We start from the raw sequence: 25,217 nt of genomic DNA, 5'->3' as shown, positions 1-25,217 counted from the left end.
GATGACCACCGCGCCCTCCTACGACAGCGCCCGCACCCGCCCCGCCCCGGCGTTCCCGCTGCCCGACCTCACGACCTCGCTGCCCGCCGGGCCCGTCGAGGCGAGTCCCGCCGCCCTCGCCGAGGCCGAACGGATCACCGCCGCCCCGCCCGCGGAGCTCTTCGCGCGCCTGCTCGCCGACCAGGAGAGCGAGAGCGCTCTCATCGCCGCCCGCCGGGTCCTCACCGCGTTCCTGGCGACGGAGGAGGGCGAAGGCGGGCCCGGTGACGCCGACGCCGACGCCGACGCCGTCGCCGTCCACGTACTGGCCGCCCGCGCCGAACTCGCCGCCGCCCTCGTCCCCCTGCGCGAGCACGACGACCCCGGGATCCGGGCCGCCGTCCTGCGCCAGCGCGCCCCCCTCGCCCTCACCGGCGCCTGCTGGCTGGACACCGTCTCCCAGGCCGCCACCCAGCCCGCCGAAATCGTCGGCCGCCTCTTCGGCCAGCACTGGCTGCTCCAAGGCGAGGGCACCGCCGAGGCCGGCCAGCCCGCCCGCCGGCGCCGCGCCCTGGCCGGGCAGGGCGTGTACCTCCCCGAGGTGGAGGCCGCAGGCTTCCTGCGCGACGCCGGGGCCCGCCCGGTCACCGCCCTGCACGCCGCCTTCCGCGTGGCCCTGTCCCGCCTGCCCGCCGCCTTCCTCCCCGAGGTGGTCGGCGTCCACTACGCCGCCCACGCCCTCGGCGTCGACGAACTCCTGCTCGGCGGCGAGCCGGTGCTCGCGGAGAGCGACGTACGGCCCCTGCTGGCCGAGTACCTCGCCTTCACCGCGCAGTCCCCGACCGGGCCCGAGGACCGCCGCCGCGCACTGGCGGCCGTACGCCTCATGGTGCGCCTGGAGCGCGAACACACCGCCGCCCTGACCGAACTGGCCCGCTGGCAGGAGGGCCTGTCCCTGGACGACCAGGTCGCCGCGATCGTCGCCCGGCACGCCCCGCACGCCGGCCGCCAGCACCGCGCCGTGCGCCTGGGCACCCGCAAGCTCACCGACTGGCTGGACGACGAACACCTCGACGCGGCCGCCTTCGTCGCCGAGTTCCGCACCTCCCGCCAGGTCCGGCCCGCCCGCGACGGCGGCCCCTGCCGCTTCCTCAAGTCCATCAAGTTCGGCGGCCCCATGTTCGGCATCTTCGACGAGCGCGAAGCAGCCGTCTTCACCGCCTGGACCCGTTCCATCGCTGCCGGGGAGCCCGCCGGGCCGCCCAGCGGCCCCGCCACCGCCGGCGACGCCGCCGCCCGCGCCTGGACCGTCCGCCTCGCCGCGGCCCGCCCCGCGGACCTGGTACCGCGCGAGCCCGGCCCGGCCCCGGACGAGCGCACCTTCTTCCACCGGATCGTCAATTTCGAGCGCTACCCCCACGTCCTGCCCCTGGCCCGGGCCCGCGCCGAGGCCGGCCTCACCGAAGCCGAACTGCTCTTCACCCACGGCGCCGGCGGCCTGCTGACCGACGCCGAGTACTTCGACTACACGCCCGAAGCCCTGCTGGAACGCGTCGAGCGGATCTACTGGGACAAGCTCGTGGACCCGTACGAGCCGCTCACCGAGATCCCGGACCGCGACCAGGTCGTCTTCGAGCAGTCGACGTACGCCCTCGGCAGCCTCATCGACGGCACCTGGGCCCACCGCATCGCCAACCTCGGCCGCCGGGCCCGGCGCAGCGACGACATGCTCTTCTCCATCTACGCCGACGAGATGGGCCGCGGCGACATGGCGAAGAACCACATCACGATCATCCACAAGGTCCTCGCCAGCATGGACATGGACCTGCCGCACATCCGCCAGGACGCCTTCCTGGACCAGGGGGACCTCCCCGACCACCTGTACGGCTTCTCCGTCCACCAGGTCTGCCTGTCGCTCTTCCCCGACACCCTCTACAACGAGATCCTCGGCTACAACCTGGGCATCGAGATGTTCGGCCTCGGCGCGATGCGCCTGCACGAGATCCAGAAGCTGCGCAGCCACGGCTTCGACATCTCCTACGAGGAAGCGCACCTGTCGATCGACAACTTCTCGGCGGGCCACGCCCGCCAGTCGGCGGAGATCGTCGTCGCCTACCTGGACGACGTACGCCGGGCCTCCGGCGAGGAAGCCGTCCAGCGCGAATGGCGCCGCATCTGGCGCGGCTATGCCTCCTTCGCCTACTTCGTCGAACACGCCCTGGTCAAGCGGGTGCGCTCGGCGCAGGCCGGTCCCGTCACCACCGCCCCGGCCGCCGCCGACCTGGTCATCTGAGGAGCCCCGCCGTGGAACTGACGACGAGTTTCGACCCCGAGGTCCTCGACCTCCCCTTCTACGACGACGGCCACCGCCGGCTCGCCGGGACCGCGGGGACCTGGTGCGACAGCAACCGGGTCCTGTGGGAGGAGGTGGGCGCCCTGGACCCCGACACCGCCGGCCGCAGGCTGGTGCGCACCCTCGGCGACGCGGGCTGGCTGGCCGCGCTCGACCCCGCCGCGGGCGCGGCCGAGGACCTGCGCGCCCTGTGCCTGCGCCGCGAGGCCCTCGCCTACGCCGAGGACCTGGCCGACTTCGCGTACTCCATCCAGGCCCTGTCCGCGACGCCCCTGCTGCGCTTCGGCAGCGAGGCACAACAGCGTCGCCACCTGCCGGGGATGGCCGCCGGGACGACCATCGGCGCCTTCGCCGTCTCCGAGCGGGAAGCCGGTTCGGACGTCGCCTCCGTGGGCCTGGAGGCAGTGCGGGACGCGGCGGACGGCTCGTACGTGCTGAACGGGCGCAAGGCCTGGATCGCCAACGGCACCATCGCCGACCTGTTCGTCGTCATCGCCCGCACCGGCCCGGGACCCGGAGCGCTCGGGCTCACCGCCTTCCTCGTCCCGGCCGCCACCCCGGGGCTGCGGGCCGAACGGATCGACGCGATCGCCCCGCGCTCCTTCGCCCACCTGTCTTTCGAGGACTGCCGGGTGCCCGCCGACGCGGTACTGGGCCGGCCCGGACGGGGGTTCGTGATCGCCGTGGACCTGCTGGAACGCTTCCGCACCACCGTCGGCGCGGCCGCCCTCGGCTTCGCCCGCCGCGCCTTCGACACGGCCCTCGCGCACACCCGGCAGCGGGAGGCCTACGGGCAGACCCTGTTCGACCTCCAGCTCGTCAAGGCCTCCCTGGCCGACATGGAGGTGCAACTGGCCGCGGCGTCCCTGCTGGTGGCGCGGGCCGCATGGGAGACGGACCGGGGCAGCCGCCGCTTCGCCCGGCACTCCAACATCGCCAAGGTCCACGCCACCGAGACCGCGCAGGGCGTGGTGGACTCCGCCGTGCAGCTGCTCGGCGCGGCCGGCATCGTCCAGGGCGGCGTCACCGAGCGGCTGTACCGGCAGATCCGGTCGCTGCGCATCTACGAGGGCACCTCGGAGGTGCTGCGGATGGCCATCGCGGGCTCGCTCGACATGCGCCGCGCGGCCCGAGCGGCAGCCTGACCCGTACGTGTTCACCCCGGCAAGGAGCAGGACGTGACCAGCACCACCACCACACCGATCGAGGCGGTCCGCCTCCCGGACCCCTACCCCTTCTACGCGCGCCTGGTGGCCGAGCGCCCCTTCGCCTACGACGAGGCGCTCGGGGTCTGGGTCGCCGCCGACGCGGCCGCCGTGCGCGCGGTGCTGGGCAGCGACGCGCTGCGGGTGCGGCCGCCGGCCGAGCCGGTCCCGGCCGGGATCGGCGGGACGGCGGCGGGCGAGGTCTTCGGCGACCTGGTGCGCATGACCGACGGCCCCACGCAGGCCCGGCTCAAGACGGTGGTGGCCGACGCCCTGGCCCGTGCCGACACCGGCCACGCGGCCCGCCTGGCCGCCGAGTTCACCCGGGAGGTTCTCGCGGCGGGCGGCGACGTCCCCCACGAGGAACTGATGTTCTCCGTCCCCGCCCGCGTCGTCGCCGCGCTCAGCGGCCTGACGGACGGCGCCGGGCAGGAGGCGGCCCGGGCCATCGGCGACTTCGTCCAGTGCATCCCCGCCACCGCGACCCCTGCGCAGCAGCAGGCCGCGGCGACCGCGGCGGCCCGGCTGCGCGAGCTGCTGGCACCGGGTCTGACGGCGCGGGGCGACGGGCTCCTCGCCGAGCTGGTCCGCGCCGCCGACCGGGCGTCATGGCCGCACTCGGCGCCGCTGCTCTCCAACGCGGTCGGGTTCCTGTCACAGACCTACGACGCCACCGCGGGCCTGATCGGCAACACCCTGGTCGCCCTCGCCCGGGGAGCGGCCCCGGCGGCCCCCGCGGGCGACGGCGGCATCGAGGCGCTGGTGCGCGAAGTGGTCCGCTACGACGCCCCGATCCAGAACACCCGCCGCTTCGCCGCCGAGCCCTTCGTCCACGCCGACTCCAAGGTCGAGCCGGGCCAGCAGGTGCTGGTCGTCCTCGCCGCCGCCAACCGGGACCCCGCCGTCAACCCGGACCCCCACGCGCTGCACCCCGGCCGGGTGAATCCGGCGGTCTTCACCTTCGGCGCATCGGCCCACCGCTGCCCGGGCGAAACGCTCGCCGTGGCCCTCGCCACGGCCGTCGTCACCGAACTCCTCGCGGCAGGCTTTGCCCCGTCCACCTTCCCCTCGAACCCGGCCTACCGCCCCCTGGCGAACGCCCGCATCCCGCTGATCTGAGCCCGCCGCCACCCCACGCACCGGACCGCGACCCCCGTCACCGCGCACCCCCGTCACAGAGCGATGGCCGGGGGCCTCCCACCCCCATGCCTCCCGATAGGACAAATCGTAAGATGTCGGACAGTATTCACCTCTGGATGCGGCACGAGTCCCGCCCCACCGAACGCCGCGCGCCGCTCACCCCGGACGACGCCGCCCACCTCGTCGCCCAAGGCCTGCGCATCACCGTCGAAGCCTGCGACCAGCGCGTGTTCCCCCTCGCCGACTACATCGCCGCCGGCTGTGAGAGCGCCCCCACCGACTCCTGGCACGAACTGGCCCCCGACGACGCCTACGTCCTCGGGCTCAAGGAACTCCCCGACGACCGCACCCCGCTGCGCCACCGGCACGTCTACTTCGGCCACGCCTACAAGGGCCAGGCCGGCGCGGGCGCACTGCTCTCCCGCTTCACCGCCGGCGGCGGCGCCCTCCTCGACATGGAGTACCTCACCGACGACCGCGGCCGCCGCGTCGCCGCCTTCGGCTACTGGGCCGGGTACGTCGGGGCGGCCCTCGCCGTCCTGCACCGGCGCGGGCAGCTGACCACCCCCCTGCGCCCCACGGACCGGGCCACCCTGGACGCCCTCCTCGAAGCCACCGAGGCCGAGGACGCGAGCACCGCCCTGGTCATCGGCGCCCTCGGCCGCAGCGGCCGGGGCGCCTGCGACGCCCTGACCACGGCCGGCCTCACCCCCACCCGCTGGGACCTCGCCGAGACCCGCCGGCTCGACCGCGCCGCGCTCCTCGGTCACGACCTCCTCGTCAACACCGTCCTCACCACCGACCCGGTCCCGCCGTTCCTCACCAAGACCGACCTCGACGACACCACCCGGCGCCTGACCCTCGTCTCCGACGTCACCTGCGACGTCACCTCCGCACACAACGTGCTGCCCGTCTACGACGAGACCACCACCTGGGACGAGCCCGTCCGGACCCTGCGCCCCGACACCCCCCGCTTCGACCTGATCGCCATCGACAACCTGCCCTCCCTCCTCCCCGTCGAGGCCAGCACCGCCTTCTCCGCCGAACTCGCCCCGCACCTGCTGCGCCTGACCGAGTGGGACGGCGTCTGGCCCCGCGCCCTGCACACCTTCGAGACGGCCGTCCAGGCCCAGGAGACCCACCATGTCCGCTGACCGGCCCGCCATACCCGCCTCCGGCACCGTCCACTGGATAGGCACCGGCCTGTCCACCGGACGCTCCGGACTCGCCCTCGTCTGCGAGAGCGCCCCCCGCGTCGTCCTGTGGGACCGCACCGCCGAGCGCGCCGCCGCCCGACTGGCCGCGCTCGGCCTCACCGGCCGCGCCGAAGTCCGCGCCCTCGCCCCCTCCGCCCCGGCCGCCCTCGCGGCCGAGGCGGGCCCGGGCGACGTCATCGTCTCCATGCTCCCGGCCGCCGAGCACGCCCCGCTGCTGCGGCTGGCCATCGAACGCGGCGCCCACTTCGCCTGCACCAGCTACGTCTCGCCGGAGCTCGCCGAACTCGCCGCCGAAGCCGGCGAGGAGGCCCGTACGGTCGTCCTCACCGAGGCCGGACTCGACCCCGGCATCGACCACCTGATGGCCCACGACCTGGTCGCCCGGGCCCGCGAGGCGCTCGGCGAGATACCCGCGACCGCCCGGTTCACCTCCTACTGCGGCGGTGTCCCGGCGGTCCCCAACGCCTTCCGCTACCGCTTCAGCTGGGCCCCGTACGGGGTGCTCGCCGCCCTCGGCTCCCCGGCCCGGCACATCGAGGCCGGCGCCGAGGTGACCGTCCCCCGCCCCTGGGAGGCCACCCGCACCCGGACCCTCGCAGGGGAGGACTTCGAGGTCTACCCCAACCGCGACAGCCTCCCCTTCGTCACCCAGTACGGCATCCCCGCCCACTGGAAGCTCGACACCTTCGTCCGCGGCACCCTGCGCAACGCGGGCTGGCGCACCGCCTGGAAGGAGGTCTTCGAAACCGTCGCCGGCGGGGACCTGGCCGCCGTACGCGCCCTGGCCGCCGAACTCGCCGCCCGCCACCCCACCACCGCCGATGACCGCGACCGCGTCGTCCTCTCCGTCGCCCTGGAACTGCGCACCGCCGACGGCGCCCACTGGCGCGGCTCCCACCTCCTCGACGTCACCGGCGACGCGGCCGAGTCCGCGATGGCCCGCTGCGTCTCCCTGCCCGTCGCCTACGGAGTGACCCGCATCCTGGCCGGCGCCCTGCCGGCCGGTCTGGCCCGGGCCGCCGAAACGCCCGGCGAGACCGCCCGCTGGCTCTCCTTCCTCGCCGCCCGGGGCCTGGCCGGAACGTACGAGGAGAGCCCCGCCCCGGCCGCCGACGCGTACCCCTCCAGCAACCCGTCAGGAGCCACGGCATGACCCACGCCAGCCCGCCCGAAGCCTTCGTCCTCACCGGCGCCTTCCGGGTCGTCTGCCGCAACCCCCGCTACCTGGAGGAACTCGCCGCCCGCAACCTCCGGATCCTGCTCGTCACGGACGAGCGCCACCGGGACGCCGCCGAGACGGCCCGCAAGGACCCCGAGCACCCGGCCCACCTCATCGACGACATCGCCTACGTCGACGGCTCCCTGGACCAGGAGGGCTCGTACACCCCCGGGTTCGTCGCCCGGGCACGCCACTGGCGCGGCCGCTACACCGTGCGCGGCGCCTACGCGGTCGGCGAGACCCTCGTCGAGCAGACCGGGCTGCTGTGCGACGCGCTGGGCCTGCCGGGCCCCGGACTGCGCGCCACCCGGGTCTGCCGCAGCAAGTACCTCCAGCGCTGGTACCTGGAGGAGTACAGCCCGGCCTCCCTGGTGGTGCCGCCCGGCGGCCGCGAGGACGCCGACCTGACCGCCCTCGGGTACCCGGTCGTCGTCAAACCGGCCACCCGCCACTCCAGTTCCGGGGTCGTGGCGGTCGGCGACGAGGCGGCCCTGCGCGAGCTGCTGACGTCCTACCCGGACCACGAGACGGTACTGATCGAGCAGAAGGTCACCGGCCAGGAGTACTCCGTGGAGTCCCTGGTCCAGCACGGCCGGCCCGTCTTCACCTCGGTGACCCGCAAGGAGACCACCGAGTCCGGGGCGCAGACCTTCGTGGAACTCGCCCACTCCGTCCCCAATGCCCGTGCGGAGGCCGACGCGGCCCTGCTCGACGCCAACCGCCGGATGCTCGAAGCGCTGGGCTTCCGCGACGGCATCGCCCACGCCGAGTGGCGCACCGGCGACGACGGCCGCCCGTACCTGATGGAGGTCGCCGCCCGCACCCCCGGCGACGGTCTGCTCGCCCTCTACCACCTCGCCACCGGGCAGCCGATGGAACCGGAGATCATCCGGATCGCGCTCGGTGAACCGGCCTCCTACCCGGCCCCGACCCGCTTCGCCCGCCAGGTGTACCTGGAGCACGGCACGGGCCCGCTCGCCGGCGTCACCCTCGACTGGCCGGGGGTGCGGCCGCTGTGGGTCGGCGAGTCCGGCATGTGGCCCGAACTCGCGCCCGGCGCGAAGGACGACCCGGCCACGCTGCGCGCCCTGTTCGTCCTCAAGGAGGCCGGGGCGCGGCTGGGGCCGCTCGCCAGCTCCGACGACCGGGCGGTGACCTTCCTGATCGACGCGCCCACCCCGCAGGGACTGGACGAGCTGGAGCGGCGCGTCCGCGGCGCCGTCACGGTCACCACCGACCCGGAGGCCGACGGTGAGCACTGACATCAGACCAGCAGCAACGGCTGACCCGGCGGCCGACGCGGTGGCCGAACCGCAGACCCGGCCGGGCGCCGCGACGAGCGCCGGACGCGCCGCCGTATGGGACACCTTCAAGGAGTCCACGCCCGCCGTCAAAACCGTACTGGCCGGGGTGCTCGTCAACCGTCTCAGCGGTTTCCTGCAGCTCTTCCTCGTCCTCTTCCTCACCGACGCCGGCCACTCCGAGGCCCGCACCGTCATCGCCCTCGGCGTCTACGGGGCGGGCGCCGTCGCCGGCTCCCTCGTCGGCGGCACCCTCGCCGACCGGCTCGGCATCCGTCACGCCACCGTCGTGTCCATGAGCAGCACGGCCGTGCTGACCGCCGCCCTGCTCTACCTGCCCGACTTCACCCTGCTGCTCGGCGCGATCGCCCTGGTCAGCATGGGCGCCCAGCTGTTCCGGCCGGCCTCCGCCACCTTGCTGGCCGACCAGACCGACGGCGACCGGCAGATCATGATCTTCGCGATGTACCGCTTCGGCCTCAACGTCGGCGCGACCGCCGCCCCGCTGCTGGGCTACGCGCTCTACAACGCGGGCGGGCACTCGTACACCCTCCTCTTCTGGGGCGAGGCCGTCATCGCGCTCGCCTACGCCCTCGTCGCCCGTGCCACCCTCCCCGCCAAGGCCGCCCGGCACCCCGCGGCCGCTCCCGTCCCCACCGGCGCCCGCGGCGGCTACGCGGCCGTCCTGCGCGACCGCCGCTACCTGCTCTACCTGACCGCCGCCTTCTGCCACGCCGCCGTCTACACCCAGTACCTCTCCACCCTCCCGCTGTACATGAAGGACGCCGGCATGGCGCTCTTCTGGTACACCTTCGCCGTCGCGCTCAACGGCCTCATCGTCATCGCCTTCGAGCTGCTGGTCACCAAGGTCTCCCAGCGCTGGCCGCTCAAGATCACCGTCGGTCTCGGCTTCGCCCTCGTCGGCGCCGGAGTCGCCTGCTACGGACTGCCCATCGGCCCGGCCGCCGTCGTCATCGGCACGCTCGTCTGGTCGCTGGGCGAGATCCTCGGCGGCCCCGCCGTCTTCGCCTACCCGGCGAGCGCGGGACCCGAGCCCCTGCGCTCGCGCTACATCGGCAGCTTCCAGTTCATGTTCGGCCTGGGCTCCGCGCTCGGGCCGATGGCCGGCACCTGGCTGTTCCTCCAGTTCGGCTCCCTCGTGTGGCCACTGGTCGGCGCCTGCTCCCTGCTCGCCACCGCCTGCGGCCTCATCGCCGTACACGACCGCCGGACCCGGACCGCCTGACCGTTTCCGTTTTCCCAAGGCTTCCCAGCGCTTCCCGAGGCTTTCCGAAGCCTCCCAGCGCTTCCGCACGCTTTCGAACGAGAGGTTCCGACCATGGCGCACGAGAGCTTCCCGCCCGGTGCCACGCACTTCCGCTGCGTGGGAGTGGGCGTGGGCCCGGCCAACCTCAGTCTGGCGTCACTGCTGCACTGCAGGCCGGACATGCCCAATCTCTTCCTCGACCGCAAGGAATCCTTCAGCTGGCACGACGGCCAGCAGATACCCGGAACCACCCTCCAGGTCTCCCAGTTCAAGGACCTGGTGAGCCTCGCCGACCCCGCCAGCCCCTTCTCCTTCCTCGCCTACCTCCACGAGAAGGGCCGGGTCTACCACTTCCTCAACGCCCAGTTCGACGACGTGCCCCGGCTGGAATTCCGCAACTACCTGGCGTGGGCCAGCCGCCGCAACGAGAACATCACCTTCGGCGAGGACGTCCGGGAAGTCGGCTTCGACGACCGGCGCGGCACCTACACCGTCCACACCGACCGCCGCACCGTCACCGCCGACAACGTCGTGGTCGGCGTCGGCAGCCGCCCCTGGGTCCCGCCGCAGGGCGCCGGCCGGCTCGGTCCCACCCAGTTCCACGTCGCCGACTACCTGAACGCCTCCCACGACCTCGGCGGCAAACGCGTCGTCGTCATCGGCGGGGGCCAGTCCGGCGCCGAGGCCTTCCTCGACCTGATCTCCCGCTCCGGCCGGCAACTGCCCCGCCGGGTCTCCTGGATCTCCCGCCGGCAGAACTACTTCCCGATCGACGACTCGCCGTTCACCAACGACTACTACATGCCCAGCCACGCCGACTACTTCTACGCACTGCCCCGCGAGCGCCGCCAGTCGCTGAACGCCCGCAACATCCTGACCAGCGACGGCATCTCGGAATCCACCCTGCGCGAGATCTACCAGGGCATCTACGTCCACCGCTTCGTGGAGGGCAACGAGGACCTGGTCGCCCTGCACCCGGGCCGCGAGGTGTTCGACGTCAGCCCCGCCCCCGTAGCCGGCTGGGAAGTCAGCGCCCGCCACACCGGCGAACCCGAATCGGTGGAGAAGTTCGACGCCGACGTCGTCGTCTGGGCCACCGGCTACCGGCCCGCCGCCATGGACTTCCTCTCCCCCCTGGCCGACCGCCTGGAGCGCGAGGGCGACGAACTGCGCGTCGACGAGGACTACGCCGTCCGCTGGGACGGCCCCGAGGACCGGCGGATCTTCGTCCAGAACGGCGTGCGCGGCCAGCGCGGCCTCGCCGACCCCAACCTCAGCCTCAACGCCTGGCGCAGCCGGCGCATCGCCGACCGGATCAGCGGCGTACGCGGCGACGAGCAGCTCGCCTCCTTCATCGAGTGGTCCACCAAGCCCGCACCGCAGGAACGGTGGAGCGCCTGATGGACACCGCCGCCCCCGCCGGGGCCCGCAGCGACGTCGCCGTCGTCGGCGCGGGGATACTCGGCGTCCTCATCGCCCGCGAGATCCTCGCCCGCGACCCGGCCGCCACCGTCACCGTCCTCGACCGCGACATGATCGGCTCCGGCGCCAGCCGCCGCTCCGCCGGACTGCACTTCCCGCGCGGCGCCACCGAGACCGTGCGCACCCTGGCCGCCGAGAGCGAACGCTTCTACGCCGACCTCCACACCCTGCGCCCCGACCTGCCCATCCACCCGCTGCCCATGACCGTCCTCGCCCCCGAGGCCGCCGAGGAGCGGCTGCACGAGGTCTACCTCCCCGAGGCGAAGCTGCGCCGGACCACCGAACTGCCGTCCTCGGTCCCGCAGCTGCCCGCCGGATACGGCGCCTGGCAGGGCGACGGCTGCCAGTACGCGGACGTCCACACCCTCACCCAGCAGCTCGGCGCCGAGCTGCGTCCCCGCCTCCTCTTGCGCGAAGGCGTCGCCGTCACCGCCCTCGACGCCGGCCCGGACCACGTCCGCCTCACCCTGACCGGCGGCGCGGCGCTCACCGCCGGCCGCGTCGTCCTGGCCCCCGGGCCCTGGCTCGCCGACCCCGCCTGGCGCGAGCTCGTCGCCCCGCTCGGCGCCCGCGTCAAGAAGATCGTCGCCCTGCACATCGACGTCCCCCCGCGGACCGGCGACGGGGCGATCGTCTTCCAGGACGAGGACGCGTTCCTGCTGCCCCTGCACCACCGCGGCCACTGGCTGTTCAGCTACACCTGCCGCGAATGGGACGTCGACCCCGCCCACATCGACCCGGCCCCCACCGCCGGCCACCTCGACGAGGCCCGCGCCCTGCTCACCCGCTACGCCCCGCAGCTCGTCGACCGCTGCCACTCGGGCCGCGTCTTCTGCGACGCGTACGGCCCGCAGGGCCACCCGCTGGTCACCCCGCTCACCGAAGACGGCCGGACCGTCTTCGCGGGCGCCGCCGGCGGCTCCGGGTACCGCCTCGCCCCCGCGCTCGCCGCCCGCACCGCCGACCTGCTCTCCCTGCCCGCCTCACCCCGGAAGGCCACGACATGATCATCGCCAGCTATGACGCCGACGTCCTGGAACAGGCCTTCGGCATCGACATGAGCGGCGTCGAGGGCCTCGGCACCGGCGCGGGCTGGGGCCGGGTGGCGCCGGGCCGGGCCGCCGACCGCCACCAGCACGACGAGACCGAGCTGTTCGTCATCGTCCGCGGCAGCGGCGAGTTCGTCCTCGACAGCGGCGAGCGCCACCCCGCCGAACCGGGCACTGTCGTCCTCTTCGAACCGTTCGAAACGCACGTCCTGGCCAACACCGGGGAAGGCGACCTCGTCTTCTTCACCCAGTACTGGCGCGACGGCGACCGGGCCCTGGCCTCCGCCGCGAACCCCGCCCGCAAGGGCTTCGGCGAGCGGCCCGTCTTCGTCTTCTCCACCCCGCCCACCCCCAACGGCGACCTGCACCTGGGCCACCTCTCGGGCCCCTACCTCGGCGCCGACGCCTTCACCCGCTTCCAGCGGATGACCGGCGCCGAGGCCTACCACCTCACCGGCAGCGACGACTACCAGAGCTACGTCGTCGGCGCCGCCCGCAAGGACGGCCGCACCCCCGCCGAGACCGCCGCGCACTACAGCGCCGAGATCGCCGAGACCCTGCGGCTGATGGACATCCCGCTCGACCAGTACACGGTCACCGACCAGGACCCCGCCTACCGCGAGGGCCTCCAGGACTTCTTCAGCCGCGTCGTGGACTCCGGCCGGATCGCCGTCACCGCCCACGAGGCCCTGTACGACGCCGAAAGCGGCCAGTACCTCTACGAAGTCGACGTCAAGGGCGGCTGCCCCGGCTGCGGCGCCACCACCTCCGGCAACATCTGCGAGGAGTGCGGCGAACCCAACACCGTCGCCGACCTCACCGACCCGGTCTCCGCCGCCTCCACCACGGCGCCCCGCCGCGCCCCCGCCGCCCGCTGGACCCTCCCGCTGCACGCCTTCGCCGACGACGTACGCGCACACCACCGGCTCGGCCGGGTCCCCGCCCGGCTGCGCGAACTCGCCGACCGGCTCTTCCGGCGCCCCGCCCTGGACGTCCCCGTCACCCACCCCTCCACCTGGGGCGTCGAACCGCAGGAGAACGCCACCGAAGGCCAGGTCATCTGGGTGTGGCCGGAGATGAGCTACGGCTTCCTGCACGGCATCCAGTCACTGGGCTCCCGCCTCGGCCGCGACTGGAGGGCCGCCGACCCCGCCCGGGACTGGAAGATCGTCCACTTCTTCGGCTACGACAACAGCTTCTACCACGCGGTCCTCTACCCCGTGCTCTACAAGCTGGCCTTCCCCGGCTGGACCCCGGACATCGACTACCACGTCAACGAGTTCTACCTGCTGGAGGGGAGCAAGTTCTCCACCAGCCGCCGGCACGCGATCTGGGGCAAGGAGATCCTCAGCCCCGACACCGTCGACTCCGTCCGCTACTTCCTCGCCTCCACCCGCCCCGAAGGCCTGCGCACCGACTTCCGGCGCGCCGCCTACGAGGCCACCCTCGACGACACCCTCATCGGCACCTGGCAGCAGTGGCTGAACGACCTCGGCGCCCGCGTCGCCAAGCACCACGGCGGCCACGCCCCCGACGCCGGGAACTGGACGCCCGAGCACTCCGCGTTCCTCGCCCGGCTCGGCGCCCGCCTCACCGCCGTCACCGGGGCGCTGGACAACGACGCGTTCTCCCTCAACCAGGCCGCCGCCGAACTCGACGGCATCGTCCGCGACACGGTCCGCTTCGCCCGCGGCGAAGGCCTCCTCGCCGACACCGGGGCCTGGGCGGACGAGAACCGCACCGCCATCGCCCTCGAACTGGCCGCCGCCCGCCTCCTCGCGCACGCCGCCGCCCCCGTCATGCCCCGCTTCGCCGACAAGCTGGCGGCCGCCCTCGGCCTCGAAGCCCCGCGCACGTGGCCCCGTACCGTCGAACTCCTCGCGCCCGGCACCGCCGTCACCCTCGCCGACGCCGTGTTCTTCCGGCCCGCCGGCGCACCCCGCGCCCCGAGCGCCCTCACCCCGTGGCTGACCGGCATCGTCCGCAGCGCCCTGCGCCTGGAGGACGACGAGCAGATCGCCGGCCGCACCCTCACCCAGCTGGCCGCCGGCTCCCTCCAGGCCGTCACCGTCCAGTACCAGATCCTCGACGCCCTCGACGTGGACCTGTCCATGGACGAACTGCTGCACGGCGGCACCCTCGACGAGCTCGCCGCCGTCATCGCCGAGCGCGCCGACGACACCGCCGTCGCCGCCCTCACAGAGGGAGAGCCCCGATGAACCACCGCCTGATCCTGCGCGAGATAGCCGAACGCGGCCTGTCCGTCGCCCTCGCCGACGGCGACCTGCGCCTCCAGGGCAACCGCGACCGGATGGACGCCGACTTCATCACCCGCGTCAAGGCCGCCAAAGCCGAACTCGTCGCCCACCTCGCCCGGGAGGCCCAGCACGGCCCCGGCTTCCCCCTCACCCCGCTCCAGCGCAGCTACTACATCGGCCGCAGCGGCGTCTTCGAGATCGGCGACGTGGCCAGCCACGTCTTCCACGAGATCGAAGGCGTCTGGGACATCGACCGGCTGCAGAGCGCCCTCGACACCGTCATCGGCGCGCACAGCGCCCTGCGCTCCCGCTTCCTCGCCGACGACCGCCAGGTCACCGAGTACGGACACCACGCCCACCTGCCCATCGGCCGCCTCGACCTGCGCGACCGCACCCCGCAGCAGCAGGAGGTGCTCCGCGCCGAACTGCGCGAGCAGCGCTCCCACCAGGTGCTGCCCGCCGACCGGGCCCCGCTGCTCAGCGTCGACGTCACCCTCCTCGCCGACGACAAGATGGTCCTCCACGTCGGCCACGACGGGCTCGTCATGGACGGGATCAGCATGTTCCTGTTCTTCCGCGCCTGGTGGCGCGCCTACCAGAGCAGCCCCGCCGAAGGCCCCGGCGCGCCCGTCGAGTTCGCCTACGACGACTACCTCGCCGCCCTCGAAGCCGCCCGCGGCAAGGCCCCCGCCCGCCGCTCCCGCGAGTACTGGATGCGCCGGGTGGACGACCTCGCCCCCCACCCCGACCTGCCGCTGCGCACCAGCCCGGCCGCGCTGACCCGCTCCCGCTTCACCCAGCGCCGGGTGCGGGTCGAACGCGAGCGGTGGACGGCCGTCAAGGAGCGGGCCGCCGCCGCCGGACTGACGCCCTCCGCGCTGCTGCTCGCCGCGTACGCGGAAGCCCTCGCCACCTGGGGCGCGGGGGAGCGGTTCACCCTCACCACCACCATCGCCAACCGGCCGCCCGTCCACCCCCGGGTCTTCGAAGCCATCGGCCAGTTCTCCGACACCCTCCTGGTCGAGGCGGAGGTCGACCGCTCCCTGCCCTTCGTGGAGCGGGCGCGGGCCCTGCAGAGCCGGCTGCACGCCGACATCGACCACCGCCACTTCTCCGGCATCGAGGTCATGCAGGAACTGGCCCGCCGCCGCGGCGGAGTGGCCGGCGCGCGGATGCCGTTCACCTTCAACAGCGCCATCGGACACGTCAGCAGCGAGGTCGACGGCTCGGCGCTGGAACTGTTCGGCCCCGAGGTCCACTCGGTCAGCCAGACGCCCCAGGTATGGCTGAACGCCTTCGCGATGGAGCAGCACGGGGCCGCCGTCATCCAGCTCGACGGACTCGACGAACTCTTCCCCGAAGGTCTGCTGGACGACCTCGCGCACGGGTACGGGACGCTGCTCGGCGAACTCGCCGACGAGGCGGCCTGGCAGCGCCACAGCTTCGACCTGCTGCCGCCCGCGCAGCGCGAACGCCGCCGCGCCGCCAACGACACCGCCGCCCCGCTGCCCGAGGAGATGCTCGGCGACGCCATCGCGGCCCGGGCCGCCCGCACCCCCGACGCCCCCGCGATCCTCACCACCGAGCGGGAGGTCGGCTACGGCGAACTGCTGCGCCGCGCCGCCGCCGCCGCGGCCTGGCTCCGCGGGCACGGCGTGGGCAGGGGCGAACTCGTCGCCCTCGTCATGCGGCGCGGCCCCGAGCAGGTCATCGGCATCCTCGCCACCGTGCTGGCCGGGGCCGCCTACCTGCCCGTCGACGCCGCCCTGCCCACCGCCCGCCAGGAGTACATGCTGCGGGACGGCCGGGTGCGGTGCGTGCTGACCGACGGCGGCCCCGCCGAGGCCTGCGCCGCGGGCGGGTTCGCCGTACTCGACCTGACCGCCCCCGATGCCCTGCCGGACGGGCCCGCCGAGGTGCCCGCGCGGCTGCCCGGCTCGCACCCCGACGACCTCGCGTACGTCCTCTACACCTCCGGCACCACCGGCGCGCCCAAGGGCGTCATGGTGACCCACCGCAACGTGGCCAACGTCGTCGCCGACTGCCACACCCGCTTCCGGATCGGCCCCCAGGACCGCTTCTTCGCCATCAGCGCCTTCAACTTCGACCTCTCCGTCTGGGACGTCTTCGGCGCCCTGTCGGCCGGCGCCGCCCTGGTCATGCCCGACCGGGACAAGGCCGTCGACCCCGCCCACTGGCTCGACCTGTGCCGCGCGCACCGGATCAGCGTGTGGAACTCCGTCCCCGCCATCGTCGGCCTCCTGCACGACCAGGCCGCCGCCGACGGCGACGTACCGCCCGCCCTGCGCCTGGTCATGATGAGCGGCGACCGGCTCCCGCCCGCCCTGCCCGCCGCGCTGCGCACCCTCAAGCCCGGCCTGGAGGTCGTCTCCCTCGGCGGCCCCACCGAGACCACCATCTGGAACATCCTGCACCCCGTCCGCGAGGACGAGGACGGCACCGAGTCCATCCCGTACGGCCGCCCCAACGCCAACAACCGCGCCTACGTGCTGGACCGCGACGGCCTCGACGCACCCGACTGGGTCACCGGCGAGATCGTCGCCGCCGGCACCGGCCTGGCCCGCGGCTACTGGGGCGACGAGGAACGCACCGCCGAGCGGTTCTACGAGGACCCGGTGCGCGGCGAACGCCTCTACCGCACCGGCGACCTCGGCCGGTACCTGCCCGACGGGGACATCCAGATCCTCGGCCGCTCCGACTTCCAGATCAAGGTCAACGGCTACCGGATCGAAGCCGGCGAGGTCGAGACCCGCCTCGCCGCCCTGGACGCCGTCGCCCAGGCCGTCGTCGCCGCCCGCGGCGGCTCCCTCGTCGCCCACCTCGTCGCCGACGGCGACCACCGCCCCGAACTCGCCGAGATCCGCCGGGCGCTGCGCGCCGACCTGCCCGACTACATGCTGCCCGCGGCGCTGGTCTGGCACGAGAGCCTGCCCCTGACCAAGAACGCCAAGGTCGACCGTACGAAGCTGGCGGCGCTCGGCGCCGAGGAGCCGGCCGCCTGCGCCGCACCGGCCGCGGCACCGGGCGACACGGCACCCACCGGCGCCACCGAGAAGCTGGTGGCCGACATCTGGTCCACCGTCCTGCGCCGCGCCGACATCGGCGCCCTGGACACCCTCGCCTCCCTCGGCGGTGACTCCATCGCCGCCGCCCGCATCCTCACCGCGGCCCGCAAACGCTTCGGGGTCACCCTCACCCTCGACCAGTTCGCCGAGATCGACACCGTCCGCGCCATGGCCGCCGTACTCGCCGAAAGGGAAACCCGATGACCGCCCCGACGGTCCCCGTCACCGCCCCGGCGGCCGCCCCCACGGTCCCCGTCACCGCCCCGGCCGCCCCCTCACCGCTCAACCGCCTCGTCGCCGCCGCCCCGACGGCCGGCGGCCGCATCCACGCGGCCCGCCTGGACGGCACCCGCTCCCTCGCACTGAGCGAGCTGTACGAGCGCTCCGGCCGCCTCGCCCACCACCTGCGCGCCCTCGGCATCGGCCCGGGCACGCGGATCGGCATCCTCGCCGCCAACGGCCTGGAGTGGGTACTGCTCGACCTGGCGGCGCTGCGCCTGGGCGCCCAGACCGCCGGCCTGGAACCCGGCAAGTTCACCCCGTCGCGCGAGCTCATGGACCGCTACGGCCTCACGCTCCTGTGCACCGACCAGCCCACCGCCCTCGCCGGCACCCTGCGCACGGACGACGTCTGGGCCCTGACCGAACCCGGCGACGGCCCTGCGGAACCCCTGCCCCCGGTCACCTGGGCGGAGCAGGACGTCACCACCATCAAGTTCACCTCCGGCAGCACCGGCGTCCCCAAGGGCCTCGGCGCGACCGCCGGCAGCATCGAGAGCTCCCTCGAAGCCGTCCAGGAGATCTTCGGACACACCCCCGACGACCACCTGTTCGTCTTCCTCCCCCTCTCCCTGCTCCAGCAGCGCTACTGGGTCTACTCGGCCCTGCTGCACGGCCACGACGTCACCCTCACCACCTACGAGGCGGCCTTCGCCACCCTGCGCCGGGTGCGCCCCACCGTGGTCATGGGCGTCCCCGCCTTCTACGAGACGGCCCGCCGCCAGATCGAGGCCCGGCGCAGGCGCCCCGGCGCGGGCGGTACCCGGCAGGTCGCCGAGGCCCTGTTCGGCGACCGCATCCGCTACCTGTGGACCGGCTCCGCACCCGCCGCGCCCGCGCTGGTCCGCTTCTTCACCGAGGAGGCCGGGCTGCCGCTCTTCGAGGGCTACGGCCTCAACGAGACGTGCATCGTCACCAAGAACCACCCCGGGGCCCACCGCGAGGGCAGCGTCGGCCGAGTGGTACGCGGCAAGCAGGTGCTGATCGGGGAGGACGGGGTGATCAGCGTCCGCAGCACCCACCCCGTCGGCGACCACTACGAGTACGCCGCCCCAGGCGACTCCGAGAAGGTCTTCATGCCGGACGGCACCGTACGCACCGGCGACATCGGCCACCTCGACGAGGACGGTTTCCTCTTCGTCCACGGCCGCGCCGACGACGTCATCGTCCTCGACAACGGCAAGAAGATCGTGGTGCGGCCCGTCGAAGAGCTGATGAAGGCCGATCCGGCGATAGCCGAATGCGTGCTGTTCAGCCCCACCCAGACCGACCTCGTCGCCGTCGTCTCCCCGGCCGCCCTGCCCGCCGACACCGGCGCCGTCACCGCCGCCCTCGCCGCGGCGAACGCCGCCGGCACCCCCGACGAGCGGATCAGCCGGGTCATCGTCGCCGACGAGCCGTTCAGCATCGCCAACGGCCTGCTGACTTCCCAGTACAAGCCCAAACGCCCCGCGATCCGAAGCGCCTACGCGCACCAGCTGCACAGCCAGGAGGCCGGAATCCATGCCTGACACCCTCACCGCGATCGAGTCCGCGGCCCGCGAACAGCTCTCCCTCGTCCTGATCCCCGAGGTCGCCGCCGAGTCGCTCGACCCCGACGCGGACCTGGCCGCCGCCTACGGCCTGACCTCCCTCAACAAGGTCCTCTTCCTCACCGAGCTGTGCGAGGACACGGGCGTCGACCTCGCCCACTTCACCGAACACGACCTCGCCGCCATGCGTACGCTGCGCGACGTCACCGCCGCCCTCACCCGCCACCACGACGCGACCCCCGGAGCCTGAACCATGACGACCAACTGGGCCGCGGACGCCGCCGCCATCCTGGAGAACGACCGCGTCCGGATGACCCCGGTCACCGAAGCGGACCGCGAGGGCGTCCGCGCCGTCGCGATGGACCCCGACATCTGGCGCTACTTCGTCTCCGCCGTCGAGAACGACGCCGACTTCGAGACCTTCTTCGGCGCCATGCTCGCCGACCACGCCGCCGGCCGACGGGCCATCTACGTCATCACCGACAAGGCGACCGGCCGAATCGCCGGCAGCATGAGCTTCGGCAACATGGCCGAAGCCGACCGGCGCCTGGAGATCGGCTGGTCCTGGCTCGGCCGCGACTTCCGCGGCAAGGGCATCAACCACTGGGCGAAGGCGCTGCTCCTCACGCACGCCTTCGACGTCCTGGAGGCCGAGCGCGTCGAGTTCAAGACCGACGTCCTCAACGTCCAGGCCAGGCGCGGACTGCGCAACATCGGCGCCACCGAGGAAGGGACCCTGCGCAGCTTCAACTACATGCCCGGAGGCCGGCGCCGCGACGCCGTCTTCTACAGCGTCCTGCGCGCCGAATGGCCCGAGGTGGGCGCCGCCCTCGCCTGGGGACCGAAGACGGCCGTCACCGCATGAGCGTCACCTTCGTCGCCGCCCGGGGCACCGCGCGCGAAGTCGGCCGCACGCACGGCGCGGCCCTCGCCGCGCCGCTGCGGGCCTTCCTCGACGACGGCCTCGCCCGCCTGGACCACCTCACGGACGCCCCCGTCTCGCTCGCCGCGCTCCGGCCGACGGTCGCCGCCTACCGGGCGGCGGTCACGGCCGCCCTGCCGGACCTCGCCGAGGAGGTGGCCGGGCTCGCGGAAGGAGCCCGCATCACCGAGGACGAAGCCTGGCTGCTCCAGCTGCGCCGCGAGATCATGGGCTACTCCAAGATCCGGACCGGCGGGGACTGCACCACGTACGCCCGCACCGGGCCCGCCCCCGTCCTGGCCCAGACGGTGGACCTCAGCGGCAACCTCGACACCCACATCACCGTCCTGCGGACCCCGCGCTCACTGGTCCTCAGCTTCGCGGGACTGCTCGGCTACCTCGGGCTCAACCGCGCGGGCCTCGCCGTCGGGCTGAACCTGGTGCTCGGCGGCGCGTGGGGCCCGGGGGTGCCGCCGTACCTGGCGATCCGCCACCTCCTGGACCACGCGGGGAGCGTCGCGGAAGCCCTCGAACTCCTCGCGGACCTGCCGCTGGCCAGCTCGCGCTCGCTGATGCTGTGCGACCGCGAGCGCGCGGTGTACGTGGAGCACCTGGACGGGGAACTGCGGGTGGGGCAGGGGAGCGACCCGGTGCACACCAACCACTTCCTGCACCCCGACTTCGCCCCGGCGGACGAACTCAACGTCTTCGCCCGCAACTCCTCGGTGCGCCGCCTGCGCGCGGCCACCGAGGGCCTGGCCCGCATCGCCCCGGCCGCCCCGGCGCAGGACCACTTCGCCCTCCTCGCGCGCCCGCCGGTCTGCGTCCCCGACCGCGGGGACATCCGCGCCGAACGCACCGTCGCGGCGGTGGTCCTCTTCCCGCACGCGGGCGAACTGCACCTGCGCCCGGGCGATCCCTCGCAGAGCGAGACCCGGACGTTCACCTTCTGACGCACAGCACCCGCTGACGGAAAGGATGTGGAGGATGGACGCATGGCTGGTCGACCTCGACCAGGTCGTCCCCACTTTCCACGAACAAGCCGCCCTGACCGAAGAGGAGCTGCGGCGCGGAGCCGAGTTCGTCCACGCCCGGGCCGCCCATCGCTTCTTCCGCGCCCGGCTGACGGTCCGCAGGCTGCTGGCCGACCGCCTGGGACTCGACCCGCGCGACCTGCGCATCCACTACGACCCGGCGGGCAAGCCCTACCTGCCCGACCAGCCCGGCACCCACATCAGCTGGTCCCGCTCCGACGGCATGCTGCTGCTGGGCGCGACCGAGACCGGACCGGTCGGGGTGGACGTGGAGCTCGTCCGCCCGGCCGGCACCAGCATGGAGGTCCTGTCCTTCGTCTACCCGGCGGCCCCCGCCACGGCCACGCCCCGCGCCTTCTTCCACGCCTGGACCCTGCTCGAAGCGGCGGTCAAGGCCACCGGCCGGGGCCTGGCCCGGGGTGCGAAGGAGGTCGACCTGGACTTCGCCCCGGACGGCGCGGTCACCCTGCGCGGCATCACCGGCCACGGCCCCCACCCCTGGCACGGCCACACCTCCCTGCACCCCACCCACCCCACCGCCCCCTCGGCCATGACCGCCTTCGTCTCCCACGAGGTCCCCCCGTTCCGCATCCGCCCCTGGCCGCCGCGCTGACGCCGGGGCCCGGTGCGGCCAGGGGGGGCCGGTCAGCCCTTGACGTACCCGAAGCTCTCGGCGATCAGACCGTTCTCCAGCCGGGTCACGTTGACGCCGCGGACGAAGTCGGCCTCGCCCGGCCCGTATTGCAGCCGCCACCGGCACACGGCCCGTTCGCCGGCCGTCCAGAGCTCCTCCACGTCGAAGGTGGTTCCTTCGTCGGCGGCGATCGAGCTCCAGAACCGCAGGCACTCGTCGTATCCGACGTGCCTCGTCCCCTCGGGGGCCGGTCCCGAGTTCTCCAGGAGGCAGTCCGGCGCGAGGACGTCCTCGAGGAGGCCGGGGTCGTGCTGCCGGAAAGCCCGGTTGAACTGCTCGATGACCTCGCGCGTCCGCTCGTCCGACATCGGGTGCTCCCCACGAAATAATGGACCGATCGGTCCCGGACTGATCGGTCCATTTTCGTCGGGTGCGGAATCCCCTGTCAACCGTATGCTGGATGACCGCCGACGAGAGGGAAAAGGAGCCCGGACATGGCGCGCACGCCGGCACCAGGCACGAGGCGACGCATCCTGGAGACCTCGGCCCGACTCTTCGGCGAGCTGGGGGTCAGGGCCGTCGGCATGCAGCAGGTGAGCGACGCGACCGGAGTCGGCAAGAGCCTTCTCTACCGCGAGTTCGCCGGCAAGGACGAACTGGTCGCGGCCTGGCTGCGCGAGAGCGACGCCCAGTGGTGGGAGCAGGCCGAACGGGTCACGGCGCCCCACTGCGGCGACCCGGTCCGCCAGGTCCTCGCACTGATGGAGTTCCTCCACGCCAGTGTCCGGGAGCCGGACTTCCACGGCTGCATCTTCTACAACACCTCCAGCGAGTTCCGCGACCCCGAGCACCCGGGCCGCCGCGAGGCGAAGTTGCACCTCCAGGCGTTGCGGGACTGGTTGCGCGACAAGGGGGCGCTGGCGGGTGCGGTGGACCCCGACGGCATGGCGGACGCCCTCATGCTCGTCATCGGCGGCCTGCTCGCCAACGGCGAGGTCCTCGGGGTGCGCGGTCCGGCCCGGATGGCGCTCGCGACGGCCGAGCTGATCGTCCGTCATCACTGCCCGGACACCGCCGGGGCCCCGCCCGTCGCGTAACGCGTGTGCCCTACCGCGGCACGAAGCGGTCGACCAGCAGCGTGAGCCGGTCGGCGACCCGGTCGGCGGGCAGGCGGCCGGCCCGGGTGAGGGTGACCAGCCCGTGCAGCGCCGCCCAGAACGTCTCGACGTACAGCCCCGGTTCCTCGTCGGGGCGCACATGTGCGGCGAGCGGCTCCAGCAGGGCCCCGAAGGCCGCGCGCAGCGGGGCGGGCGTGGCCTCGTCGGCGTAGGGCAGGCCGTTGTCCAGGCTGAAGACCGCGTCGTACACGGCGGGGTTGCGCGCCGCGAAGTCGGTGTAGGCGCGCGCCAGCGCGGCCACCGCCTCCCGGCCGTCCGCCCCGGGCGGTACCGCCGCGCGCAGGGCGCCCGCCAGCTCGGCGGCTCCCTCCAGTGCGACCGCCCCCACGATCTCCCGCTTGCCGCGGAAGTGGCTGTAGAGCACCGGCTGGCTGTACTCGATCCGCTCCGCGAGCCGGCGCGTGGTGACGGCGTCCCAGCCCTGGGCCTCGGCGAGTTCGCGCGCCGTGGCGACGATCAGCCGGTGGCGGTCGGCCCGCTCCCGTTCCTTGCGTCCCTGTGTCGACATGCCCTCATCCTAGCGCTGCTAGACAAGCGAGCGGCGGCATGCCTAGCATTGCATTGAAAGCTAGCAGCGCTAGAAATGATGGGCTGTCACCCTGGAGGGGTCATGCGGGACGTAGTCGTGCAGGACGTACTGGCCGTCGTCACGGTCGTCGTGGTGGGACTGATGGTGGGCGTGGAGTTCGCGGTGGCGGTGTTCGTCAACCCGATCCTCGACCGGCTCCCCGACAACGGCGGCCTCGCCGCCCGCAGCGACGGCGCCCGCGTCCTCGGCCGCGTCATGCCCTTCTGGTACATCGGCTCGCTCGTCCTCGGCGCCGTGTGGGCCGCCGTGTCCTGGGGCGGCGCCGGCGCCGTCCTCGTCGTCACCGGTGCCGCGCTCCTCGTCGTGAGCGTGGTGATGTCGGTCCTGCTGCTCGTACCGATCAACTCCCGTGTCGCCACGTGGGCGCGCGAGGGCGTACCCGCCGACTGGAAGCAGCAGGTCAACCGCTGGGACCGCTTCCACTACGTCCGCGTCGCCGTCATCGTCCTCGCCTTCACCCTCTTCACCGTCGCCCTCGTCTGAGAGGGGCGCGCGGCTCACCCCGCGGCGAGGGCGTCCCCCAGCGGGCTGCGCCGGTACAGCACCTGCCGGCCCTGCCGCGCCCGGGTGACCAGCCTCGCCGCGTGCAGCACCCGCAGGTGCTGGGACACGGCGCTCGGGGTGACCCGCAGCCGGCGGGCCAGCTCCACCGTGGCCAGCGGCTCCGCCAGCAGACCGAGCAGCCGCGCCCTCGGGGCGCCGAGCAGCGCTACGAGAGCCGGCCCGCCCACGTCCGGCACCGGCCCCCACAGCGTCGCCACCCCGCGGCTCGGATAGATCAGCGACGGCGCCTCCAGCGCACTGACCGGAGGCGCCGGCTTGTGCGCGAAGACCGAGGGCACCAGGAGCAGCCCCCGCCCGGACGCCTTGACCCGGTGCCTGCCGAGCATCTTGTCGATGTGCAGGACACCCTCGTGCCAGCGCAGGCTCGGGTGCATGTCGGCGAACAACTGCCGCGCCCCGCCCATCGCCAGCCGCCGGGCGCGGTAGGTCATGTCCGCCTCCAGCACGAGCCGCATCTGCGGCCACAGCGGCTCGACGGCGATCTCCCAGTACCGCCGCAGGAGGGCGCAGATCCGGTCGCGCAGGGCGGCCACGGCCGCGTCGTCGCCGTCCTGTGCGGCGCCCAGCGGCTGCGGCACCCGGCCCGGCGCGTGCGCGGCCAGCAGATCGCGACGGACCAGCGCGGGCGGCGTACGGCGCGCACGGGCGAGTTCGTCCTCGAAGGACGGGTCGAAGGCCGTCGGACGCGGCGTCAGGAAGTCGGGCAGAGTGAGCTGCACCGCCACCAGGGACATCAACAGCCCCGTGTCCAGCCCGCCGAGCGCACCGAGTACCGGCCTTCGCCACGGCAGGTGGACGGCGGACAGACCCGGATCCTGCAGCAGCCGCAGGCTGAGCACCGTCTCACTGAGCGGTGACACGGCGAACCGGGTGTCGGCGAGGTCCTCGACGCCGAGCTCGAAGCTGATCATTAAGCCCTACGCTACATC

General features: G+C 73.6%; 21 protein-coding genes. 18 read left to right on the top strand and 3 right to left on the bottom strand.

Going from position 1 to position 25,217, the window contains the following annotated elements; translation table 11 throughout:
• Position 1 precedes the first annotated feature (1 nt).
• The 16 genes from OG861_RS32840 to OG861_RS32765 all read left to right on the top strand — a co-directional run bounded on the left by OG861_RS32840 (position 2) and on the right by OG861_RS32765 (position 21,936).
• Positions 2 to 2,272 carry an iron-containing redox enzyme family protein gene (locus OG861_RS32840; protein ID WP_329203152.1) on the top strand — a complete coding sequence of 757 codons (2,271 nt, stop codon included), beginning with the start codon at positions 2 to 4 and terminating at the stop codon, positions 2,270 to 2,272.
• Between the two features lie 122 nt (positions 2,273 to 2,394).
• The gene (locus OG861_RS32835) at positions 2,395 to 3,477 is read left to right on the top strand and encodes an acyl-CoA dehydrogenase family protein (protein WP_443056828.1); all 1,083 of its coding nucleotides are present in this window, start codon (positions 2,395 to 2,397) and stop codon (positions 3,475 to 3,477) included.
• Between the two features lie 33 nt (positions 3,478 to 3,510).
• Positions 3,511 to 4,656: a cytochrome P450 gene (locus OG861_RS32830; RefSeq protein WP_329203156.1), complete on the top strand. Its 1,146-nt coding sequence runs from the start codon at positions 3,511 to 3,513 to the stop codon at positions 4,654 to 4,656.
• Between the two features lie 113 nt (positions 4,657 to 4,769).
• Positions 4,770 to 5,831: a saccharopine dehydrogenase gene (locus tag OG861_RS32825; RefSeq protein ID WP_329203158.1), complete on the top strand. Its 1,062-nt coding sequence runs from the start codon at positions 4,770 to 4,772 to the stop codon at positions 5,829 to 5,831.
• Complete coding sequence (locus tag OG861_RS32820; RefSeq protein WP_329203160.1) at positions 5,821 to 7,047, top strand: saccharopine dehydrogenase C-terminal domain-containing protein; 1,227 nt, start codon at positions 5,821 to 5,823, stop codon at positions 7,045 to 7,047. Before OG861_RS32825 ends, OG861_RS32820 begins: the two co-directional genes overlap by 11 nt.
• Complete coding sequence (locus tag OG861_RS32815) at positions 7,044 to 8,375, top strand: ATP-grasp domain-containing protein (RefSeq protein ID WP_329203162.1); 1,332 nt, start codon at positions 7,044 to 7,046, stop codon at positions 8,373 to 8,375. The genes OG861_RS32820 and OG861_RS32815 overlap by 4 nt, the downstream gene beginning before the upstream one ends.
• Positions 8,365 to 9,660 (top strand): MFS transporter, encoded by a 1,296-nt coding sequence (locus OG861_RS32810; protein WP_329203164.1) that lies wholly within the window; start codon positions 8,365 to 8,367, stop codon positions 9,658 to 9,660. Before OG861_RS32815 ends, OG861_RS32810 begins: the two co-directional genes overlap by 11 nt.
• A gap of 93 nt (positions 9,661 to 9,753) precedes the next feature.
• Positions 9,754 to 11,082 carry a lysine N(6)-hydroxylase/L-ornithine N(5)-oxygenase family protein gene (locus OG861_RS32805; RefSeq protein ID WP_329203166.1) on the top strand — a complete coding sequence of 443 codons (1,329 nt, stop codon included), beginning with the start codon at positions 9,754 to 9,756 and terminating at the stop codon, positions 11,080 to 11,082.
• Entirely contained in the window at positions 11,082 to 12,170 is a 1,089-nt protein-coding gene (locus OG861_RS32800) for an NAD(P)/FAD-dependent oxidoreductase (RefSeq protein WP_329203168.1), read from the top strand. The genes OG861_RS32805 and OG861_RS32800 overlap by 1 nt, the downstream gene beginning before the upstream one ends.
• On the top strand, positions 12,167 to 14,431 hold the full coding sequence (locus OG861_RS32795) for a class I tRNA ligase family protein (RefSeq protein WP_329203170.1): 2,265 nt from the start codon (positions 12,167 to 12,169) through the stop codon (positions 14,429 to 14,431). The genes OG861_RS32800 and OG861_RS32795 overlap by 4 nt, the downstream gene beginning before the upstream one ends.
• The gene (locus OG861_RS32790; RefSeq protein WP_329203172.1) at positions 14,428 to 17,760 is read left to right on the top strand and encodes a non-ribosomal peptide synthetase; all 3,333 of its coding nucleotides are present in this window, start codon (positions 14,428 to 14,430) and stop codon (positions 17,758 to 17,760) included. Before OG861_RS32795 ends, OG861_RS32790 begins: the two co-directional genes overlap by 4 nt.
• The gene (locus OG861_RS32785; RefSeq protein WP_329203174.1) at positions 17,757 to 19,346 is read left to right on the top strand and encodes an AMP-binding protein; all 1,590 of its coding nucleotides are present in this window, start codon (positions 17,757 to 17,759) and stop codon (positions 19,344 to 19,346) included. Before OG861_RS32790 ends, OG861_RS32785 begins: the two co-directional genes overlap by 4 nt.
• Complete coding sequence (locus OG861_RS32780; protein WP_329203176.1) at positions 19,339 to 19,617, top strand: phosphopantetheine-binding protein; 279 nt, start codon at positions 19,339 to 19,341, stop codon at positions 19,615 to 19,617. The genes OG861_RS32785 and OG861_RS32780 overlap by 8 nt, the downstream gene beginning before the upstream one ends.
• 3 nt (positions 19,618 to 19,620) lie before the next feature.
• Positions 19,621 to 20,232, top strand: a complete 612-nt coding sequence (locus OG861_RS32775; RefSeq protein WP_329203179.1) for a GNAT family N-acetyltransferase — start codon at positions 19,621 to 19,623, stop codon at positions 20,230 to 20,232.
• Complete coding sequence (locus OG861_RS32770) at positions 20,229 to 21,242, top strand: C45 family peptidase (protein WP_329203181.1); 1,014 nt, start codon at positions 20,229 to 20,231, stop codon at positions 21,240 to 21,242. The genes OG861_RS32775 and OG861_RS32770 overlap by 4 nt, the downstream gene beginning before the upstream one ends.
• Positions 21,243 to 21,276: 34 nt before the next feature.
• Positions 21,277 to 21,936, top strand: coding sequence for a 4'-phosphopantetheinyl transferase family protein (locus OG861_RS32765; RefSeq protein WP_329203183.1), 660 nt, complete (start codon positions 21,277 to 21,279; stop codon positions 21,934 to 21,936).
• 32 nt (positions 21,937 to 21,968) lie between these two features.
• Here the strand turns inward: OG861_RS32765 and OG861_RS32760 are convergent, their stop codons facing one another.
• Positions 21,969 to 22,325: a nuclear transport factor 2 family protein gene (locus OG861_RS32760; RefSeq protein ID WP_329203185.1), complete on the bottom strand. Its 357-nt coding sequence runs from the start codon at positions 22,323 to 22,325 to the stop codon at positions 21,969 to 21,971.
• Positions 22,326 to 22,451: 126 nt separating this feature from the next.
• Here OG861_RS32760 and OG861_RS32755 point away from each other — a divergent pair, with 126 nt between their 5' ends.
• Positions 22,452 to 23,054 carry a TetR/AcrR family transcriptional regulator gene (locus OG861_RS32755; protein WP_329203187.1) on the top strand — a complete coding sequence of 201 codons (603 nt, stop codon included), beginning with the start codon at positions 22,452 to 22,454 and terminating at the stop codon, positions 23,052 to 23,054.
• 10 nt (positions 23,055 to 23,064) lie between these two features.
• On the opposite strand, the gene OG861_RS32750 is transcribed toward OG861_RS32755, so the two are convergent.
• A complete protein-coding gene (locus OG861_RS32750) occupies positions 23,065 to 23,643 on the bottom strand; it encodes a TetR/AcrR family transcriptional regulator (RefSeq protein ID WP_329203189.1) in 579 nt (192 codons plus the stop codon).
• A gap of 117 nt (positions 23,644 to 23,760) precedes the next feature.
• Between OG861_RS32750 and OG861_RS32745 the strand changes: the two genes are divergently transcribed.
• Complete coding sequence (locus OG861_RS32745; RefSeq protein WP_329203388.1) at positions 23,761 to 24,207, top strand: DUF1772 domain-containing protein; 447 nt, start codon at positions 23,761 to 23,763, stop codon at positions 24,205 to 24,207.
• Positions 24,208 to 24,221: 14 nt separating this feature from the next.
• Here OG861_RS32745 and OG861_RS32740 read toward each other — a convergent pair whose 3' ends face one another.
• Positions 24,222 to 25,199, bottom strand: a complete 978-nt coding sequence (locus OG861_RS32740) for an ArsR/SmtB family transcription factor (RefSeq protein ID WP_329203192.1) — start codon at positions 25,197 to 25,199, stop codon at positions 24,222 to 24,224.
• Positions 25,200 to 25,217: the final 18 nt, after the last annotated feature.

It is taken from the genome of Streptomyces sp. NBC_00539, from assembly GCF_036346105.1.
GTDB lineage: Bacteria > Actinomycetota > Actinomycetes > Streptomycetales > Streptomycetaceae > Streptomyces.
The sequence above is the reverse complement of the archived record's forward strand: the minus strand, read 5'-3'. Positions and strand labels throughout refer to the sequence as shown.

Bases quoted from the DNA above. Each gene is read 5' to 3' on its own strand.
- OG861_RS32840 (WP_329203152.1), top strand. From the start codon at position 2: ATGACCACCGCGCCCTCCTACGACAGCGCCCGCACCCGCCCCGCCCCG.
- OG861_RS32825 (WP_329203158.1), top strand. From the start codon at position 4,770: ATGTCGGACAGTATTCACCTCTGGATGCGGCACGAGTCCCGCCCCACC.
- OG861_RS32820 (WP_329203160.1), top strand. From the start codon at position 5,821: ATGTCCGCTGACCGGCCCGCCATACCCGCCTCCGGCACCGTCCACTGG.
- OG861_RS32815 (WP_329203162.1), top strand. From the start codon at position 7,044: ATGACCCACGCCAGCCCGCCCGAAGCCTTCGTCCTCACCGGCGCCTTC.
- OG861_RS32805 (WP_329203166.1), top strand. From the start codon at position 9,754: ATGGCGCACGAGAGCTTCCCGCCCGGTGCCACGCACTTCCGCTGCGTG.
- OG861_RS32800 (WP_329203168.1), top strand. From the start codon at position 11,082: ATGGACACCGCCGCCCCCGCCGGGGCCCGCAGCGACGTCGCCGTCGTC.
- OG861_RS32795 (WP_329203170.1), top strand. From the start codon at position 12,167: ATGATCATCGCCAGCTATGACGCCGACGTCCTGGAACAGGCCTTCGGC.
- OG861_RS32790 (WP_329203172.1), top strand. From the start codon at position 14,428: ATGAACCACCGCCTGATCCTGCGCGAGATAGCCGAACGCGGCCTGTCC.
- OG861_RS32785 (WP_329203174.1), top strand. From the start codon at position 17,757: ATGACCGCCCCGACGGTCCCCGTCACCGCCCCGGCGGCCGCCCCCACG.
- OG861_RS32780 (WP_329203176.1), top strand. From the start codon at position 19,339: ATGCCTGACACCCTCACCGCGATCGAGTCCGCGGCCCGCGAACAGCTC.
- OG861_RS32775 (WP_329203179.1), top strand. From the start codon at position 19,621: ATGACGACCAACTGGGCCGCGGACGCCGCCGCCATCCTGGAGAACGAC.
- OG861_RS32770 (WP_329203181.1), top strand. From the start codon at position 20,229: ATGAGCGTCACCTTCGTCGCCGCCCGGGGCACCGCGCGCGAAGTCGGC.
- OG861_RS32765 (WP_329203183.1), top strand. From the start codon at position 21,277: ATGGACGCATGGCTGGTCGACCTCGACCAGGTCGTCCCCACTTTCCAC.
- OG861_RS32760 (WP_329203185.1), bottom strand. From the start codon at position 22,325: ATGTCGGACGAGCGGACGCGCGAGGTCATCGAGCAGTTCAACCGGGCT.
- OG861_RS32755 (WP_329203187.1), top strand. From the start codon at position 22,452: ATGGCGCGCACGCCGGCACCAGGCACGAGGCGACGCATCCTGGAGACC.
- OG861_RS32750 (WP_329203189.1), bottom strand. From the start codon at position 23,643: ATGTCGACACAGGGACGCAAGGAACGGGAGCGGGCCGACCGCCACCGG.
- OG861_RS32740 (WP_329203192.1), bottom strand. From the start codon at position 25,199: ATGATCAGCTTCGAGCTCGGCGTCGAGGACCTCGCCGACACCCGGTTC.